Below are 17,582 nucleotides of genomic sequence, written 5' to 3' on the forward strand. Positions count from 1 at the left end.
TGAGAACCGTCCTGAACACTCACGAGCATTTGCCGCCCGTCAGACCGCGGCCGGGGTTTTCGTCAGGTGGCCCAGGAGTTTGGCGCACCACTCCAGCAGCTGTTCGTCGCGCAGGGTCGGGGCGCCCATGCGGCCGCCGGCGGGGCCTTCGGTCGGCTTGGGGACCGAGACGGTGTTCGTGATCGCCTTGTAGGTCGCCTTGGGGTAGAGGCGCTTGAGGCGGACCAGTTGCGAGTCGGCCAGCGGCAGTGGGGCGAAGCGGATGGTGTTGCCCTGCACCGCGACCTCCGTGACCCCGGCCGCTCGGCAGGTGTGGCGGAAGGCTGCCACGGCCAGCAGGCGGGTGACCGGCGCGGGCGGCTGGCCGTAGCGGTCGACGAGTTCCTCGCGGACCGCGTCGAGGCCCGCGGTGTCCGGCGCGGCCGCGATCTTGCGGTAGGCCTCCAGGCGGAGCCGCTCCCCCGGCACGTAGTCGTGCGGGATGTGGGCGTCCACCGGGAGGTCGACGCGGACCTCGGCCAGCTCGTCGTCCTCCGCGGGCTCGGCGCCGGCGTGCCGGCGGAACGCGTCCACCGCTTCGCCGACCAGCCGCACGTACAGGTCGAACCCGACGCCCGCGATGTGGCCGGACTGCTCCGCGCCCAGGATGTTGCCCGCGCCGCGGATCTCCAGGTCCTTCATCGCGACGGCCATGCCCGCGCCCAGCTCGGTGTTCTGCGCGATGGTGGCGAGCCGGTCGTGCGCCGTCTCGGTGAGCGGCGCTTCCGGCGGGTACAGGAAATACGCGTACCCGCGCTCGCGGCCACGCCCGACGCGGCCGCGCAGCTGGTGCAGCTGCGCGAGCCCGAGCAGGTCGCCGCGCTCGACGATCAGCGTGTTGGCGTTGGAGATGTCCAGCCCGGTCTCGACGATGGTGGTGCACACCAGCACGTCGTACTCGTTCTCCCAGAAGCCCTGGATGATCTTCTCGAGCTTGTCCTCGTTCATCTGCCCGTGCGCGGTCACCACCCGCGCCTCCGGCACCAGCTCGCGGATGCGCCGCGCGGCCTTCTCGATCGACGAAACGCGGTTGTGCACGTAGAACACCTGGCCGTCGCGCAGCAGCTCGCGACGGACGGCGGCGCCGACCTGCTTGTCGTCGTACGAGCCGACATAGGTGAGGATCGGGTGCCGGTCCTCCGGCGGCGTCAGGATGGTGGACATCTCGCGGATGCCGGCCAGCGACATCTCCAGCGTGCGCGGGATCGGCGTGGCGGACATCGTGAGCACGTCGACGTGCGTGCGCAGCGCCTTGATGTGCTCCTTGTGCTCAACGCCGAACCGCTGCTCCTCGTCGACGATCACCAGGCCGAGGTCCTTGTACCGGATCCCGGTCTGCAGCAGGCGGTGCGTGCCGATCACGACGTCGACCTCGCCCTCGGCCAGCTGCTCCAGCACGAGGTCGGACTCGGTCTTGTTGGTGAACCGCGAGAGCCCCTTGATGGTCACCGGGAACGACTGCATGCGCTCGGCGAAGGTGTTCAGGTGCTGCTGCGCGAGCAGCGTGGTGGGCACCAGCACGGCGACCTGCTTGCCGTCCTGCACCGCCTTGAACGCCGCGCGCACGGCGATCTCGGTCTTGCCGTAGCCGACGTCGCCGCAGATCACGCGGTCCATCGGGACGCCGCGCTCCATATCGGACTTGACCTCGTCGATGGCGGCCAGCTGGTCGTTCGTCTCGGTGAACGGGAACGCGTCCTCCAGCTCGTGCTGCCACGGTGTGTCCGGGCCGAAGGGGTGCCCGGGCGCGGCCTGGCGCGCGGCGTAGAGCTGGACCAGCTCGGCGGCGATCTCCTTGACCGCCTTCTTGGCCCTGGCCTTGGTGTTCTTCCAGTCGGAGCCGCCCAGCTTGTTCAGCGTCGGCAGCTCGCCGCCGACGTAACGCGAGACCTCGTCGAGCTGGTCGGTCGGCACGAAGAGCCGGTCGCCCGGGTGGCCGCGCTTCGACGACGCGTACTCCAGCAGCAGGTACTCGCGCGTCGCCCCCGCGACGGTGCGCTGCACCATTTCGACGAACCGGCCGATGCCGTGCTGCTCGTGCACCACGTAATCGCCCGCCCGCAACGCCAGCGGGTCGACCGCGTTTCGCCGCCGCGACGGCATCTTCGCGTTGAGGTCCTTTGTGGACACCCCGGCGTTCGCGCCGCGGCCGGTGAGGTCGGCCTCCGACAGCACGACGAGCGCCCGCTCCGGTGACACGAAGCCATCGGAAAGGCCGCCGCAGGTGACCGTGACGATGCCGGCCGGCGGGACCGCCGTGAGGCCGTCCGCGGCCAGCGTGGCCGGGACCTCGGCGCCGGCCAGCTGCTCGACGGCGCGGCTCGCGGTGCCCTGCCCGGCGACCACGAGCACCCCGGTGCCGCCCGAGGCGACGTGCGCGCGCAGGTCGGTCATCGCGCGCTCCAGCTCGCCCCGGTACGCGGGCGCCGGCTCGACGGCGACCCGCAGGACGTCCGCGTCCTCGGTGGTCAGCTGGGTGATCGTCCACCAGGGCCGCCGGGTCTCCTGCGCGTGCTTGGCGACCCCGGTCAGCTCGCGGTAGGCCGACGCGCCGAGGTCGATCGGCGCCTGGCCGCCCGCCGCGGCGGTGGTCCAGGACGCCTCCAGGAACTCCTGGCCGGTGCGCACCAGGTCGGCGGCGCGGGCGCGGATCTTCTCCGGATCGGCCAGCAGCACGTGGCTGCCCACCGGCATCGCGTCGGTGAGCAGTTCCAGCTCGCCCTCGCAGAGCACCGGGATGAGCGCCTCCATGCCCTCCACCGGGATGCCGTCGGCGAGCTTGGTGAGCATCTCGGCCAGGTGCGCGTCCGCCTCGTACGCGCCCGCCAGCTCGGCGGCCTTCGCCTTGACCGCACCGGTGAGCAGCAGCTCGCGGCACGGCGGCGCGGTGACGTGCTGGATCTCGCCGGGCAGCGAGCGCTGGTCGGACACCGCGAACGCGCGGATCTCACTGACCTCGTCGCCCCAGAACTCGACCCGGACCGGGTGCTGCGCGGTGGGCCCGAACAGGTCGAGGATGCCGCCGCGCACCGCGAACTCGCCGCGCTTCTCGACCATGTCCACCCGGCTGTACGCCAGCTCGACGAGCCGCTCCAGCAGGTCTTCGAAGCTCTGCTCCTCGCCCACCACCAGGTCGACCGGCGCGAGCGAGCCGAGGCCGGGCGCCATCGGCTGGATCAGGCTGCGCACGGTCGAGACGACGACCCTCAGCTCGTCTTCGCCCGTGTGCAGGCGGTGCAGCACCTCCAGCCGTTTGCCGACGGTGTCGGCGCGCGGCGAGAGGCGTTCGTGGGGCAGCGTTTCCCACGACGGGAAGTCGGCGACCCGCTCGCGGCCGAGCAGCGCCGACAGCGCGGTGGTCAGCTCGTCGGCCTCCCGCCCGGTGGCGGTGACCACGAGGACGGGACGGCCGGCGCCGCCCGCGCCGGGTTCTTCGGCGAGGGCCGCGGCGACCAGCTGGCGCGCGGCGACGGGGCCCTGCAGTTCGAGCAACGGGGCGCCCGCCCGCTCGACGGCCCCGCGCAGGGCCGGGTCGGGAAGGATGGCTTGGAGGAGTCCGGACAGTGGAGCGTCGGTCACTGTCCCAGACTACGTGCCGGCACCGACAAGATGCCGCTCACCGCACGAGTGGGCCGCTCGCGACACCGGCGCCCGCCCGCGCTCACGCAGCGGAACCGGCTGATCCGCCGCGGTGGCCCCGAAACTCCCCTCGCGAAGGTCTGTCCGGCTGGTGGCGACTGAGTGTGAACGCGCCGCGGAACCGTCGGCGATCACCCGCGGTGCGTCCGAGCGGAGGTGACGGCGTCCGCCCGTGGGGCGGCCGAGCGCGGTGAGGCGGTGCTCGACGCGGGGCGGCACGACCGCGCACGCGCGCCGGTCCACGAAGCCGTCGCGCTCGAACGTGCGCAGCATCAGCTCGTTGAACGGCGACGGCGTCGCGGCGATCGCGGCCGACGACCTCGCCGTCCGGCGATTGAATCGGTGATCTTTCCGGTTTGTCCGGCATGCTGGGCCCATGCGCCTTTCCGTGCCCGCCCTGTTCGCGACGTTGGTGGTGCTCACCGCGGCCTGCTCGAGCCCGCCGGGGAACGCCCAGACGCCGCCGGCCACCACCGCGCCGGCGGCCGGCGGCTTCCACGTCGAGGAGGTCGCGAGCGGGCTGGAGCACGGCTGGGACATCGGCTTCCTGCCCGGCGGCGCCATGCTCGTGACGCAACGGCCGGGCCGGCTCGCGCTGGTGCGCGAGGGCCGGGTGACCGAGGTGCGCGCCGATTTCTTCGACGTCCTCGTGCAGGGCGAAGGCGGGCTGATGGGCCTCGCGCCGGCCGCGGACTTCGGCTCGTCCCGGGAGTTCACCACCTGCCAGACGCACCAGGAGAACGGCAAGGCGGTCGACATCCGGCTGGTCACCTGGCGGCTGGCCGAGGACGGCGCGAGCGCGGTGAAGGCGCGCGACCTGCTCACCGGCCTGCCGGTCAACCCGAGCGGGCGCCACTCCGGCTGCCGCCCGACGCTCGCCCCGGACGGCGCGCTCCTGGTCGGCACCGGCGACACCGCGACCGCGGCGGTCTCGCAGGACCGGCACCGGCTCGGCGGCAAGGTGCTGCGGATCAACGCCAAGACCGGGGAACCGTTGCCGGACAACCCGTTCTTCTCTTCGGCCGACCCGAACGAACGGCGGATCTGGACCTACGGGCACCGCAACATCCAGGGCGTCGCCATCCGCCCCGGCACCGGGCAGGTCATCACCGCCGAGCACGGGCCGGCCTTCGACGACGAGGTCAACCTGATCAAGCGCGGCGGGAACTACGGCTGGGACCCGTCCAAGGGCGGCACCGACCCGAATTACGACGAGAGCGTGCCGATGACGGACACGAAGCGTTTCCCGGACGCCGTCAGTCCACTGTGGACCACCGGCTCGATCACCGAGGCGACCAGCGGCGACGCGTTCCTCACCGGCGAGCAGTGGGGCGCGAACAACGGCGCGCTGGCCGTCGCCGCGCTCAAGGGCCAGAAGCTCCTGCTGCTGCACCTCGACGCCGCCGCGAACGTCACGAGCGTGACGCTGCCCAAGGAGTTCGACGACAAGTTCGGCCGCCTGCGCGGCGTGCGCAGCGGCCCGGACGGCGCGCTGTACGTGACGACTTCCAACGGTGACAACGACAAACTGCTGCGCGTGACACCTGCCTGAGACCGGCTTCGCTGACAACAGGTTTCAGGGAAGCCGCGCTAGCCTCCACCGATGGTGACCATCGAGGACGTGCGCCGGCTGGCGCGGACGCTGCCGCGCAGCACCGAAGCACTGGTGCGGGACCGGGTGAAGTTCCGCATCGGCCGGATCGTCTACCTGGCCTTCTCCCGTGACGAGACGACCATGGGCTTCGCGTTCCCGAGGGAGCAGCGGGACGCGCTGGTCGCCGGCGAGCCGGAGAAGTTCCTGCCACCCGAGCCGTCCGACGAGCGCTACCAGTGGGTCCGCGTGCGGCTCGCCGCGCTGGAGGCCGACGAAATGACCGAGCTGGTCCTCGACGCGTGGCGGATGTGCGTGCCGAAGCGCGTGGCCGCCGAGTTCCTGGACGGCTCAGCGACCTGAGTGCGCACCGCCGTTGACGTGCACCACCTGCCCGGTCACGTGGCCGGCGGCCGGGCTCGCGAGGAACGCGACGACGTCGGCGACGTCTTCGGGCACACCGGCGCGCTTGTTCATCGTGTTGCCGACCAGGCGGGCGCGGCGCTCGTCGGTGAGCTTGCCGTGGAAGAACTCCGTGTCGACGATCAGGCCGGGCGCCACCACGTTCGCGGTGATGCCGCGCGGGCCGAGCATCCGCCCGACGTCGGCGTTCCAGGCCTCGACGGCCGCCTTCGCCCAGCCGTACGAGCCGCCGCCGGTGTGCGCGGCGATGGAGCCGATGGTGATCACGCGGCCGTGGTCGGCGAACCGGTCGCGCAGGCCCGAGGTGATCAGCGCGGCGGTGAACACGTTGGCCCGGAAGTTCGCGGTCCAGGCGGCGTCCAGCGCGGCCAGGCCGGCCTCGTCGTCACGGAGGAAATCGGTGTTTCCCCCGGCATTGTTGACCAGTACGTCGACGGTTTCGGGCAGTTCTCCCAGCGCGTTCGCGACCGCGGTGGCATCGGCCGCGTCGAAGACCACCGCCCGCGCGCCGAGCAGGGCCGCGGCCTCGGTGAGCACGCCTTCACGGCGGCCGGTGATCGTCACTCGGTCACCGTCTCGCGCGAACCGGGAAGCCACCGCGTACCCGATTCCCGTGCCCCCGCCGGTCACCACGACGTTCCGACTCATCAAATACATCCTTTACTGTTAAAGTAAGTCCATGGACGACCGTACCCGCGCGCCGGAAAACGCGTCAAGCGACGAGGTCGACGAGATCCAGCGGGCGTGGCAGCGCGAGCAGCCGGGCGCGCCCGTGGCGTCGATCGGCGTCATCACGCGGATCTGGCACATCGCGAAGCTGCTGGAGGACGACCGGCGCGCGACCATGCTGCGGCTCGGCGTGGACGCGACGACGCGGACGCTACTGAGCACCCTGCGCCGCGCGGGGCCGCCGTACCGGCTGACCGCGGGCGAGCTGGCGAAGCGCTGCCGCGTCAGCCCCGGCGCCATCTCCCAGCAGACGGCCCGCGCCGAGCGCGAGGGGCACGTCCGCCGCGTCAAGTCCACAGAGGACCGTCGCACGGTGCACGTCGAGCTGACGGCGGCCGGGCACGAGCTGATCGAGCGCACCGTGACCGACCTGCTCGACCACGAGGAGACGCTGGTCTCGGCCCTCACCCCGGCCCAGCGCGACCAGCTGGCGGGCCTGTTGCGCCTCCTGCTCGCCGACCTCGATCACCGGGCAGGCCTAGGATCGGCGCCATGACCGAGATCGACCCCGGCTCCGCCGCCCTCGTGCTCGTCGACTTGCAGGAGCGGATCGTGGCCCTGCCGACGACCCCGCTGTCCGGGCCGGAGGTCGTGGCGAACGCCGTGCGCCTGCGCGACGCATTTTCCGAGGCCGGCGCCCAGGTGGTGGTCGTCCAGGCGCGGCCGCCGGGCAGCGAGCAGGCCGACGGCCTCGACGTGGTGCCCGAGATCCAGCCCCGCGTCGGCGAGAAGCTGGTGGTCAAGCAGACCATCGGCGGCTTCTACGGCACCGACCTGCACGCCCATCTGCGCGAAGCGGGCGTGCGCACGGTGGTGTTCGGCGGGATCGCCACGGAGTTCGGAGTGGAGTCGACGCTGCGCGCGGCCGCGGACCACGGCTACCAGACCATCGCGGTGTCCGACGCGATGACCGGCCTTTCGGACCTCTCGCACGAATCGTCGCTGACGAAGATCTTCACGCGGCTCGGCACGGTGGCCACCACCGACGAGGTGCTGGCGGCGCTCGCATGATCGACAAGATCGCCTGGCTGCACCTCGTGGACGGCCGGATCCTCAGCACCCGCTCGAAGGGCAAGGACGCCTGGTACTTCCCCGGCGGCAAGCGCGAGCCGGGCGAGTCGGACGTCGAGACGCTGGTGCGCGAAATCGCCGAGGAGCTGACCGTGGCGCTGATGCCCGCGTCCATCTCCCCGGCCGGCACGTGGGAAGCGCAGGCGCACGGCCGCGCGTCCGGCGTGGTGGTGCGGATGACCTGCTACACCGCCGAATACACCGGCGCACTCACGCCGAGCAGCGAGATCGCGGAGCTCGCGTGGCTCGGGTACGCCGACCGCCCCCGCGTCTCCGCCGTCGACCAGCTGATCTTCGACGACCTGCACTCGCAAGGGCTGCTGCGCTGAGTCAGCCGAGCAGTTTGGGCTTGTGCTCCAAATTGGACAGCCCGTTCCAGGCCAGGTTCACCAGGTGCGCCGCCACCTCGTCACGCTTCGGCTTGCGGGCGTCGAGCCACCACTGGCCGGTGAGGGCGACCATGCCGACCAGAGCCTGGGCGTACACGGCGGAAAGCTTCTCCTCGTACCCGCGCGCCGCGAACTGCTGCGCGAGGATGTGCTCCACCTGGCTGGCGATGTCGTTCAGCACAGTGGAAAACGTGCCGGTGGAGCTGGCCACCGGTGAGTCGCGGACCAGGATGCGGAAGCCGTCATGGGAGTCCTCGACGTAGCCGAGCAACGCGCACGCCGCCTGTTCCAGCATCACGCGCGGGTGGCCGCCGTGCAGGGTCGAGACCATGCGGTCGAGCAGGACCCGCGTCTCGCGGTCCACGACCACCGCGTAGATGCCTTCCTTGCCACCGAAATGCTCGTACACCACCGGCTTGGAGACGTTGGCGCGCGCCGCGATCTCCTCCACCGAGGTGCCGTCGAAACCCTTCTCTGCGAACAGTGCCCGCGCCACGTTCAGCAATTGCTGCCGGCGCTCGCTGCCCGTCATGCGAACCCGGGTCACCGGAGCGGTCGGTCGCGCTCCGGTGACGGCCGCCTCTCGCTTGGCCCGTCGTCTCCCCGCCACCGGGGCAGACTACGCCGAACCGGAGACCTACTTCGCTTCGGCGGCGATCCTCGCCAGCCGCTGCGGAGTCGGCCAGCGCACGTCGTGCACCCAGCCGAACTTCTCGAACATCCAGATCAGCCGGGCGGACATGTCGATCTGCCCGCGCTGCACGCCGTGGCGCGCGGACGTCGGGTCGGCGTGGTGCAGGTTGTGCCAGGACTCGCCGAAGGAGAAGATCGCCAGCGGCCAGAAGTTGGCCGACTTGTCCCGCGCGGCGAACGGGCGCTCGCCGATCATGTGGCAGATCGAGTTGACCGACCAGGTCACGTGGTGCAGCACGCAGATGCGCACCAGGCCCGCCCAGAAGAACGCGGTCACCGCGCCCCACAGCGACCACGAGATCAGGCCGCCCAGCAGCGCCGGCAGCAGCAGGCTCACCAGTGCCCAGAGCCAGAACAGGTCGTCGACCTTGCGGATGGCGCTGTCCTTGACCAGATCCGGCGCGAACCGCCCCTGGTTGCTGGTGTCGCGCTCGAACAGCCAGCCCATGTGCGCGTGCCAGAAGCCCTTGGCGATGGCCATCGGCGAGGTGCCGAACGCCCACGGGGAGTGCGGGTCGCCGTCGCGGTCGGAGAACGCGTGGTGCCGGCGGTGGTCCGCCACCCAGGTGATCACCGGGCCCTGCAGGGCGATGCTGCCCGCGATGGCCATGACCACGCGCAGCCACTTCTGGGCCTTGAACGAGCCGTGCGTGAAGTAACGGTGGTAGGCGACGGTGATGCCGAGCCCGCTGATCCCGTAGAACACCACGAACAGCCCGACGTCGACCCAGCTCAGGCCCCAGCCCCAGGCGAACGGGACGGCGACCAGCAGCGCCACCAGCGGCGCGATCACGCCGAAGTAGACGGAGAACTGGACCCCGATCGACCGGTGGCCCTCGATGATCGGTTTGGGCCCCTTCGGGGCCGGCGGCTCTCCAGCGGGCTGGGAACGGTCAAGGGTGGCCGTCATACAGTTCACTTCTTCCTACGAGCCCTTACGAAGGGTCACCTTACCTACGATGCCGTAAGTTACGGTACAGGAGGTTTCCCGCCCTGGGGAGGCCCGATTTGCCCGATCCCCGGGCAGTCAACTGCTTTTACCGCGTACCCGGGGGGTACGGGGCTCACCCTCCCGCGACCGGGGTCTTCGATCATCGCTATCCTGACCAGGATCGATCCGCCGTAGTGTAATCGGCAGCACTTCAGATTTTGGTTCTGACGGTTCAGGTTCGAATCCTGGCGGCGGAGCAGCGGAACGTTCCTGGCGGCCATGGCGATGGGGGGTGGGGCGGCTGACCGACGAAGCGACCGACGACACGGGGGCCAGGCGCCCGACCCTCGCCGAGATGTCCGACGCCTGGCTGGTCGGCCGTGGCCGCGAACTGATCGCGGCGGTCCAGCGGCAGCCCCACGAGCAGCAGCTCGAGATCGTCGCGATCATGGACGAGCTGCTCGAAGAGACCCTGCGCCGCGGCGAGCCGTCACTGGTCGCGCAGCTGCTGCGCGCCTCCGCCTTCGCCCGGCTGGTCACGCGCGGCCTGGCCGCCGAGGCCGAGCCGCGGCTCGACGAGATGCTCGCGCACACCCGCCGCCACGGCCTTTCGCTGCTGCGCGCCGACGCGCACGCCCTGCGCGGGCGCCGGCTGGTGCTGGCCGCGCAGGAAGACGCCGCGCTCACCGAGATCGCCAGGGCGCTGGCGATCCTCGACGACTCCACCATCCCGGACCGCCAGATCGGCATCCGCAACTGGAACCGGATGCTGTCCAACGCCCTGCTCGACTGCTGGATCGTGCTCAACCAGCTCGGCGTCTACGAGGCCGCCGAGGAGGTCCTCGGCCGCGCGCACCAGGCGATCCGCGACAGCGCGAGCCCGCACGAGATCACCCTGCAGCTGATGAACCGGGTGCGGCTGATGCTCGGCTGGGGCCTGCGGCTGGAGCGCGTCGAGCAGTACGAAGAGGCCAAGGAGAAGTTCCGCACGGCCGCGTCGATGGCGGTGGCGGCCGAGGGCCCGTTCGCCGAGTCGCTGTTCCCGCGCAAGGCCGGCGTCGCGGCCGTCGACCAGGTCGGCGTGCTCGCGTCCGCGCTCGCGCTGCACCACCCGAGCGAAGACCAGGTGGCCCGTCTGCACGAGCTGAACAGCGGCCAGCAGTTCCCGCACGAGCAGGAGATCGTCGCCATCGCGCTGGCCCGCTGCCTCGACCGGTGCGACCGCCGGGAAGAGGCGCTGCAGGTGCTGCGTGACGTCCGCGCCGCGATGAACAGGGACCTGTCGCAGCCGTCGATGCGGCTCAACGTGGCCCGCGAGCTCGCGCGCCTCGACACTTCGCGGGACCACCCGTCCGGCTCCAGCCCGTCGATGATCGACTACGCCACCACGCTCGAAGCGGAGATGTGGACGCTGCGCGAGTCGCAGATCGCCACGCTGAACGCCCGCCGCGAGCACGAGCGCCTCTCCGCCGAGCACGGCGCGATCACCCAGCAGGCCCTGCAGGACCCGCTCACCGGGCTGCCGAACCGCCGCGCGCTGGACGAGCGCCTGCGCACGCTGGCCTCGTCGGCCGACGCGCAGCCGCTGGCCGTCGGGCTGGTCGACCTCGACGGCTTCAAGGGAGTCAACGACCGCCAGTCGCACGCCGAGGGCGACAACGTGCTCCGTGTCGTCGCGAGCACGCTTCGTGACGCGTTGCGTGGTGACGACGTTGTCGCGCGGTACGGCGGCGACGAGTTCATCGTGCTGCTCCCGGGCGCGCCGGCTTCGGCGGCGAAGATGGCGCTGGGGCGCGCAGTGAAATCCGTCGCAGACCTGCCCCATCACCTTTCGCACGGCGTCACGCTGTCGATCGGCCTGGTGTCGCTGCGGCCGCAGGAACGGGCCGAGCAGGTGCTCGCGCGGGCGGATGCCGCCATGTACCAGGCAAAACGCGGCGGTGGCAACCAGGTGGCGTCGGCCAACTCGATGGCCACCGAAGCCGGCACCGGCTGGCCCGACGGGACCAGCCCGACCGACCCCGCGTGGGACTCCGAAGACCCCACGTAGGATCGTTGGCCGAGAAGCAACCCCACCGGTGAATCATTGGGAGTGTCGTTGAGCGGCCCGCTGAGCACGCTGATCCTCGCCGCGGGTGAGGGCACCCGCATGCGCTCGTCCACCCCCAAGGTGCTGCACCCGATCGCCGGGCGCCCCTTGGTGGAGCACGCGGTCCGCGCCGCGGCCGGACTGGACCCGGAACACCTCGTCGTGGTGATCGGCCACGGCCGTGAAGCCGTCGGCGCCGAGCTGGCGCGCGTCGGCGGAGTACTGGGCCGCGAAGTCACCACCGCCGTGCAGGCCGAGCAGAAGGGCACCGGGCACGCCGTTTCCTGCGCGCTGCACGAGCTGCCGGACGGCCTGACCGGCACCGTGCTCGTCAGCTACGGCGACGTGCCGCTGCTGGACACCGAGACGCTGTCCGCGCTGCTGGCCGAGCACACCGGCTCCGGCAACGCGGTCACCGTGCTCACCGCCGTGGTCGCCGACCCGTCCGGCTACGGCCGGATCGTGCGCGACGAAGCGGGCGGCGTGAGCGCGATCGTCGAGCACAAGGACGCGACCCCGGCGCAGCACGAAATCCAGGAGATCAACTCGGGCGTCTACGCGTTCGACGCCGCAGTGCTGACCGACGGCCTCTCGCGCCTGTCGACCGACAACGCGCAGGGCGAGCTATATCTGACCGACGTGCTCGGCATCGCCCGCGACGACGGCAAGGGCGTCGGCGCGCTGGTCGTCGACGACCCGTGGGTCACCGAGGGTGTGAACGACCGCGTGCAGCTCTCCGTGCTGGGCGCGGAGTACAACCGCCGGATCGTGCGCCGCTGGCAGCGCGAGGGCGTGACCGTGACCGACCCGGGCACCACCTGGATCGAGGCGGACGTGAAGCTCTCCCGCGACGTCCTGCTGGAGCCGAACACGCAGCTCAAGGGCGCCACCTCGGTCGGTGAGGGCTCGGTGGTCGGCCCGGACACCACGCTCACCGACGTGGTCATCGGCGCGCACGCCTCGGTCGTGCGCGTGCACGGCTCCGGCTCCGAGCTGGGCGACGGCGTCAACGTCGGCCCGTACACCTACCTGCGGCCGGGCACGAAGCTCGGCGCCAAGGGCAAGCTGGGCGCGTTCGTCGAGACCAAGAACGCGGAAATCGGCGACGGCACGAAGGTGCCGCACCTGACCTACGTCGGCGACGCGAAGATCGGCGAGCACAGCAACATCGGCTGCTCCAGCGTGTTCGTGAACTACGACGGCGTGGGCAAGCACCACACCGTCGTCGGCTCCCACGTGCGCCTCGGCGCGGACAACACGCTGGTAGCGCCGGTGCGGATCGGCGACGGCGCTTACAGTGGGGCGGGTGCGGTCATCCGCGACGACGTCCCGCCAGGCGCGCTGGCGGTGTCGGCGGGCCCGCAGCGCACCATCGAAGGCTGGGCGGGCCGGCGCAGGCCGGGCACACCCGCGGCGGAGGCGGCGGAAGCCGCACTCGCCGCGCAGCAGGACACCGCCGTGTCCTTGGCAGAATCAGGAACCGACGGGGAGTCGCCAGCATGAGCCAGAAGTCCGGGACGCCGAAGAAGAACCTGATGCTCTTCTCCGGCCGCGCACACCGGGAACTCGCGGAGGAGGTCGCCGAGAACCTCGGCGTCCAGATCACCCCGCAGACCGCGCACACCTTCGCCAACGGCGAGCTGTTCGTGCGGTTCGAGGAGTCGGTGCGCGGCACCGACGCCTTCGTGATCCAGGCGCACACCACGCCCATCAACGAGTACGTGATGGAGCAGCTGATCATGGTGGACGCGCTCAAGCGGGCGAGCGCGAAGCGGATCACCGTGGTGATGCCGTTCTACCCGTACGCGCGGCAGGACAAGAAGCACAAGGGCCGCGAGCCGATCTCGGCCCGGCTGATCGCGGACCTGTTCAAGACCGCGGGCGCCGACCGGATCATGACGGTCGACCTGCACACCGCGCAGATCCAGGGCTTCTTCGACGGCCCCGTCGACCACCTGATGGCCCAGTCGGTGCTCGCCGACCACATCAAGGCCACCTACGGCGACGCGGACATCACCGTCGTCTCGCCGGACTCGGGCCGGGTGCGCCTGGCCGAGAAGTGGGCGCAGCAGCTGGGCGACCGGCCGATCGCGTTCATCCACAAGACGCGCGACCCGGACAAGCCCAACCAGGCGGTGGCCAACCGCGTGGTCGGCAAGGTGCAGGGCAAGCTCTGCGTGCTGATCGACGACATGATCGACACCGGCGGCACGATCGTGAAGGCCACCGAGGCGCTGATCCAGGAGGGCGCGGCGGACGTGGTCATCGCGACCACGCACGGCATCCTCTCCGACCCGGCGACCGAGCGGCTCTCGCAGTGCAAGGCCCGCGAGGTCATCGTCACCAACACCCTGCCGATCCCGGAGGAGAAGCGCTTCCCGGGGCTGACGGTGCTGTCCATCGCGCCGATGCTCGCGGAGGCCATCCAGCAGGTGTTCGAGGACGGCTCGGTCACCTCGCTGTTCGACGGCGCCGCCTGACCCGCGTCCGGAAAGCCCTCGTTTTCGCCGCCGGTGAACCTCGGTCCGCCGGCGGCGAAATCGTCTCCGCCGCCGCCCCGGCAGGCGCTAGTTTCGCCGCATGGGGAAATTCAAGTTCGGCATCAGCTTCCGCGGGGTCACCGACCGGGCCGAGTGGACGGCCAAGTGCCGCCGGGCCGAAGAGCTGGGCTACGACGTCATCACGGTGCCCGATCACCTCGGCCCCGGCCGGCCCGCGCCGTTCCCGGCGCTGGTGGCCGCGGCCGCCGTCACCGAGCGGCCGCGAGTGGGCACGCTGGTGTCCAACGTGCCGTTCTACAACCTGGCGCTCTTCGCGCGTGACGTCGCGAGCACCGACGCGCTGACCGGCGGCCGGCTCGACCTCGGGCTCGGTTCCGGGCATATGAAGTCCGAGTTCGACGACGCCGGGCTGCCGTGGCGCAAGGCGGCCGAGCGGATCGATTACCTGGTCGAAGGGCTCGACGAGCTGAAGACCCGGCTGGCGGACGAGGGCGGGCTGCCGCGTCTGCTGATCGCGGGCAACAGCGACGGGGTGCTGCGCCTCGCCGCGGAGCACGCCGACATCGCCGGTTTCGCGGGGCTGAGGCAGGACCGCGGGAAGCCACCGGGCACCTTCGTGCTCGACAACGCCGAGGCGATGGACGAACGCGTCCGGTTCTTCCGCTCACTCGCCGGCGACCGCGAGGTCGAGTACAACATGCTGGTCCAGCGCGTGGTCGTGACCGAAGACCGGCGCGCCGCCGCGGCCGAGTGGCACGCGGACACCGACGAGCGCTCGGTCGAGAACCGCTCAGTAGAGAACACCGACGAGCTGCTGGACGCGCCGCAACTGCTCCTCGGCACGGTGGACGAGATCGTCCAACAGCTCGTCGACCGCCGTGAGCGCTACGGGTTCTCCTACATCACCGTGTTCGAGGCGATGCTGGAAACGTTCGCGCCGGTGGTCGCCGAGCTGCGCGGCCGGTAGCGGGTTTTCATTGCTCTGTAATGCTTTCCGCCGCTGAGCGGACCTTGGCGACGGCCTCGCCGGCGATCAGGGTCAGCACGCGGCCGAGCAGGTCGTCCGGGACGGCCTCGTCGTCGATGTCCGACTCGACGGCGAGGCCGTTGCTCAGCGCCAGCAGGATCACGGCGAACTCCCGCGGCGGCAGCGGCAGCTCCAGGTCGAACCCCTCGGCCAGCCGTTCCAGCGCCCGCGCGATGGTCGTGCGCACCTCGCGGCGGCGCAGCTTCAACGCGTCGCGCCGGTGCTCGTCGTGGTGGGCCAGCGCGAAGAACTCCGCGAGCAGCCGGTGCCAGACGGCGTCCGTGCGCATCTCGTGCATCAGCACCGCCGCGACGCATCCCAGGCCCACGCCGCCGTCGCCGGCCTCCGCGAAGCCGGCCAGGCTCGCCTCGAGCCGGTGCGCGGCGTGCTCCTCCATCAGCGCCAGCACCAGCTCGTCCTTCGACGCGAAGCTCGAGTACACCGCGCCCTTGGTCAGTCCCGCGGCCGCGGCGACCTCGGTCAGCTTCGACGCCGCGATCCCGCGCTCGCCGAAGACGGTGAACGCCGCGTCGAGGATGCGACGGCGGGTTTCGGACCGCGTCGGCCGCGTCCGGCCGGGTCCGGGTTCCAGCGCGGCCATCGGCCGGTCCTCCCTGATCTGGGTCTTGACTTTGGCGAGCCCAACTCCATACCTTCAAGTATCCAATACCCGGAGGTATCCAATGTCAACCGAGCGTGGCCTGTGCGGTCTCGCCGCCGAAGCGGCGGCCGCGTTCGGCGAGGCGGTCGCCCAGCGCTTCCCGGAGCGCGGCGGCTGGCGGGAGCGCACCTTCACCGAGCTGGACCACGCGACGAGCCGAGTGGCCGGGCTGCTGCGCGAAGGCGGTGTACGGCGAGGCGACCGGGTGGCGCTGCTCTGCCGGACCCGTCCTGAGTGGACAGTCTGCGACCTCGCGATCGCCCGGCTCGGCGCGATCTGCGTGCCGGTTTACCCCACCGGCTCCCGCGGCCAGATTCGCTGGATCCTGCACGACTCCGGCGCCACCGCTGTGCTCGTGGAAACCGATGGGCACCTGGCCGACATCGAAGCGCTGCGCGACGAGCTGCCCGCGCTGGAGCTGGTGCTGGGCATCGACGCCACTGGCAGTCCGCTCACCGAGGTGATCAATTCCGGCACCGGCGCGGCCGACCTCGGACCGGTGCCCGAACCCGCGCCGGACGACCCGTTCACCATCGTCTACACCTCCGGCACCTCCGGCACCACCGGCGAGCCCAAGGGCTGCGTGCTCACCCACCACAACGTCGCCTCGGTGATCGGGGCCCTGCGCGAAATCAGCGAAGCCGCCCCGGGCGACGTGCTGTTCGCCTACCTCCCGCTGGCCCACCTGCTGACCCGGATGCTGCAGGTCTACTGCCTGCGCACCGGCGCCACGATCGCGTACTCCGGCGGCGACATCCGCGCCGTGGCCGGCGAGCTGGCCGAGGTCGCGCCGACCTACCTGCCGTCGGCGCCGATGCTGTTCGAGAAGATCTACTCGGTGGTCAGCGGCCTGGCCCCGGACCTCGGGCCGACGGTCGAGCTGGGTCTGCGCGCGCGTCGCGGCGAGCAGCTGGACGAGGCGGAGGCCCGCCGGTTCGCCGACGCGGAAGAGCAGCTGTTCGGCCGCGTCCGCGCCGCGTTCGGCGGGCGGCTCGGCCACGCGATCACCGGGTCGGCCCCGATCGCCCCGGAGATCCTCGAGTTCTTCTTCGCCTGCGGAGTGCCGGTGTACGAGGCGTACGGGATGACCGAGTCGACCGCCGTGCTCACCTCGAACACGCCGGATGCCTGGCGCGTCGGCACCGTCGGGCGCGCGGCACCCGGCGTGGAGCTGGCGATCGCCGAAGACGGCGAGGTGCTGGGCCGCTCGGCGGGCGTCTTCGCGGGCTACTGGAACAACCCCGCCGCGACCGCGGAGTCCGTTGTGGACGGTTGGCTGCGCACCGGTGACCTCGGCTCGCTCGACGCCGACGGGTTCCTCACCATCACCGGGCGCAAGAAGGACATCGTGATCACCTCGGCGGGCAAGAACCTGTCCCCCGCCGCGATCGAAACCGACCTGCGCCGGACGCCGTGGATCGCCGAGGCCGTGCTGCTCGGCGACCGCCGCCCGTACCCGGTCGCGCTGCTCGCCCTCGACCAGGACCGGCTGCCCGAGCTGACCTCCGAGACCGGCGTCGACCCCGCCGCCGAAGGCTGGTCCGGCGACGAGCGCCTGCGCGCGCTCATCGCCCGAGAGGTCGAAGCCGTCAACGCCCGCTATTCTCCGCCCGAGCGGATCCGGGACTTCGCGATCGTGCCGGCCCCGTTCTCGGTGGCCGCCGGCGAGCTGACCCCGACCCTCAAGATCCGGCGCGACGTCGTCGCCCGCCGCCACGCCGAACTGGTCGAAACGCTTTACCCCGCCCCGCGACGGGCCACCTGATCCACCGGCAACGCCGCCGGTGAGCCCCTGAGGA

General features: G+C 71.3%; 17 protein-coding genes and 1 tRNA gene. 12 read left to right on the plus strand and 6 right to left on the minus strand.

What is annotated here, in order from left to right:
- Positions 1-39: 39 nt before the first annotated feature.
- Both mfd and BMY97_RS04045 read right to left on the minus strand, forming a co-directional pair.
- The gene (gene mfd, locus BMY97_RS04040; protein ID WP_091612961.1) at positions 40-3,603 is read right to left on the minus strand and encodes a transcription-repair coupling factor; all 3,564 of its coding nucleotides are present in this window, start codon (positions 3,601-3,603) and stop codon (positions 40-42) included.
- A 24-nt stretch (positions 3,604-3,627) separates the two neighbouring features.
- Positions 3,628-3,921, minus strand: coding sequence for a hypothetical protein (locus BMY97_RS04045; RefSeq protein ID WP_245787146.1), 294 nt, complete (start codon positions 3,919-3,921; stop codon positions 3,628-3,630).
- Here BMY97_RS04045 and BMY97_RS48165 point away from each other — a divergent pair.
- The 3 genes from BMY97_RS48165 to BMY97_RS04055 are packed head-to-tail and all read left to right on the plus strand — an operon-like array spanning position 3,851 to position 5,632.
- Positions 3,851-4,024 (plus strand): hypothetical protein, encoded by a 174-nt coding sequence (locus tag BMY97_RS48165; RefSeq protein ID WP_245787150.1) that lies wholly within the window; start codon positions 3,851-3,853, stop codon positions 4,022-4,024. The two genes, BMY97_RS04045 and BMY97_RS48165, sit on opposite strands and share 71 nt — an antisense overlap.
- A 30-nt stretch (positions 4,025-4,054) precedes the next feature.
- Positions 4,055-5,230: a PQQ-dependent sugar dehydrogenase gene (locus BMY97_RS04050; protein WP_091612489.1), complete on the plus strand. Its 1,176-nt coding sequence runs from the start codon at positions 4,055-4,057 to the stop codon at positions 5,228-5,230.
- Positions 5,231-5,281: 51 nt separating this feature from the next.
- A complete protein-coding gene (locus BMY97_RS04055; protein WP_091612492.1) occupies positions 5,282-5,632 on the plus strand; it encodes an MmcQ/YjbR family DNA-binding protein in 351 nt (116 codons plus the stop codon).
- Here the strand turns inward: BMY97_RS04055 and BMY97_RS04060 are convergent.
- The gene (locus BMY97_RS04060; protein ID WP_091612494.1) at positions 5,621-6,340 is read right to left on the minus strand and encodes an SDR family NAD(P)-dependent oxidoreductase; all 720 of its coding nucleotides are present in this window, start codon (positions 6,338-6,340) and stop codon (positions 5,621-5,623) included. The genes BMY97_RS04055 and BMY97_RS04060 overlap by 12 nt on opposite strands.
- A gap of 31 nt (positions 6,341-6,371) precedes the next feature.
- Between BMY97_RS04060 and BMY97_RS04065 the strand changes: the two genes are divergently transcribed.
- From BMY97_RS04065 to BMY97_RS04075, 3 genes are read left to right on the plus strand one after another with little or no spacing between them, the layout of a single operon-like run.
- A complete protein-coding gene (locus BMY97_RS04065) occupies positions 6,372-6,917 on the plus strand; it encodes a MarR family winged helix-turn-helix transcriptional regulator (RefSeq protein WP_091612497.1) in 546 nt (181 codons plus the stop codon).
- Positions 6,914-7,432 carry an isochorismatase family protein gene (locus BMY97_RS04070; protein ID WP_091612499.1) on the plus strand — a complete coding sequence of 173 codons (519 nt, stop codon included), beginning with the start codon at positions 6,914-6,916 and terminating at the stop codon, positions 7,430-7,432. The genes BMY97_RS04065 and BMY97_RS04070 overlap by 4 nt, the downstream gene beginning before the upstream one ends.
- Positions 7,429-7,821 (plus strand): NUDIX hydrolase, encoded by a 393-nt coding sequence (locus BMY97_RS04075; protein ID WP_091612501.1) that lies wholly within the window; start codon positions 7,429-7,431, stop codon positions 7,819-7,821. The genes BMY97_RS04070 and BMY97_RS04075 overlap by 4 nt, the downstream gene beginning before the upstream one ends.
- Before the next feature lies 1 nt (position 7,822).
- Here the strand turns inward: BMY97_RS04075 and BMY97_RS04080 are convergent, their stop codons facing one another.
- Both BMY97_RS04080 and BMY97_RS04085 read right to left on the minus strand, forming a co-directional pair.
- Positions 7,823-8,413 (minus strand): TetR/AcrR family transcriptional regulator, encoded by a 591-nt coding sequence (locus tag BMY97_RS04080; RefSeq protein WP_091612503.1) that lies wholly within the window; start codon positions 8,411-8,413, stop codon positions 7,823-7,825.
- Between the two features lie 105 nt (positions 8,414-8,518).
- The gene (locus BMY97_RS04085; RefSeq protein ID WP_091612506.1) at positions 8,519-9,484 is read right to left on the minus strand and encodes an acyl-CoA desaturase; all 966 of its coding nucleotides are present in this window, start codon (positions 9,482-9,484) and stop codon (positions 8,519-8,521) included.
- A 206-nt stretch (positions 9,485-9,690) separates the two neighbouring features.
- On the opposite strand from BMY97_RS04085, the gene BMY97_RS04090 reads away from it, so the two are divergent.
- The 5 genes from BMY97_RS04090 to BMY97_RS04110 all read left to right on the plus strand — a co-directional run bounded on the left by BMY97_RS04090 (position 9,691) and on the right by BMY97_RS04110 (position 15,062).
- Positions 9,691-9,762, plus strand: a tRNA-Gln gene (locus BMY97_RS04090).
- 98 nt (positions 9,763-9,860) lie between these two features.
- Positions 9,861-11,555: a GGDEF domain-containing protein gene (locus BMY97_RS04095; protein WP_091612964.1), complete on the plus strand. Its 1,695-nt coding sequence runs from the start codon at positions 9,861-9,863 to the stop codon at positions 11,553-11,555.
- Between the two features lie 48 nt (positions 11,556-11,603).
- A complete protein-coding gene (gene glmU, locus BMY97_RS04100; protein WP_091612967.1) occupies positions 11,604-13,097 on the plus strand; it encodes a bifunctional UDP-N-acetylglucosamine diphosphorylase/glucosamine-1-phosphate N-acetyltransferase GlmU in 1,494 nt (497 codons plus the stop codon).
- Positions 13,094-14,074, plus strand: a complete 981-nt coding sequence (locus BMY97_RS04105; RefSeq protein ID WP_091612509.1) for a ribose-phosphate diphosphokinase — start codon at positions 13,094-13,096, stop codon at positions 14,072-14,074. The genes glmU and BMY97_RS04105 overlap by 4 nt, the downstream gene beginning before the upstream one ends.
- Before the next feature lie 100 nt (positions 14,075-14,174).
- Positions 14,175-15,062 carry a TIGR03621 family F420-dependent LLM class oxidoreductase gene (locus BMY97_RS04110; protein WP_091612511.1) on the plus strand — a complete coding sequence of 296 codons (888 nt, stop codon included), beginning with the start codon at positions 14,175-14,177 and terminating at the stop codon, positions 15,060-15,062.
- A 7-nt stretch (positions 15,063-15,069) separates the two neighbouring features.
- Here the strand turns inward: BMY97_RS04110 and BMY97_RS04115 are convergent, their stop codons facing one another.
- Positions 15,070-15,723 carry a TetR/AcrR family transcriptional regulator gene (locus BMY97_RS04115; RefSeq protein ID WP_245787126.1) on the minus strand — a complete coding sequence of 218 codons (654 nt, stop codon included), beginning with the start codon at positions 15,721-15,723 and terminating at the stop codon, positions 15,070-15,072.
- Positions 15,724-15,805: 82 nt separating this feature from the next.
- Here BMY97_RS04115 and BMY97_RS04120 point away from each other — a divergent pair, with 82 nt between their 5' ends.
- Complete coding sequence (locus tag BMY97_RS04120; RefSeq protein ID WP_091612514.1) at positions 15,806-17,548, plus strand: AMP-dependent synthetase/ligase; 1,743 nt, start codon at positions 15,806-15,808, stop codon at positions 17,546-17,548.
- The last annotated feature ends 34 nt before the right edge of the window (positions 17,549-17,582 follow it).

Source organism: Amycolatopsis saalfeldensis (genome assembly GCF_900110575.1).
GTDB lineage: Bacteria > Actinomycetota > Actinomycetes > Mycobacteriales > Pseudonocardiaceae > Amycolatopsis > Amycolatopsis saalfeldensis.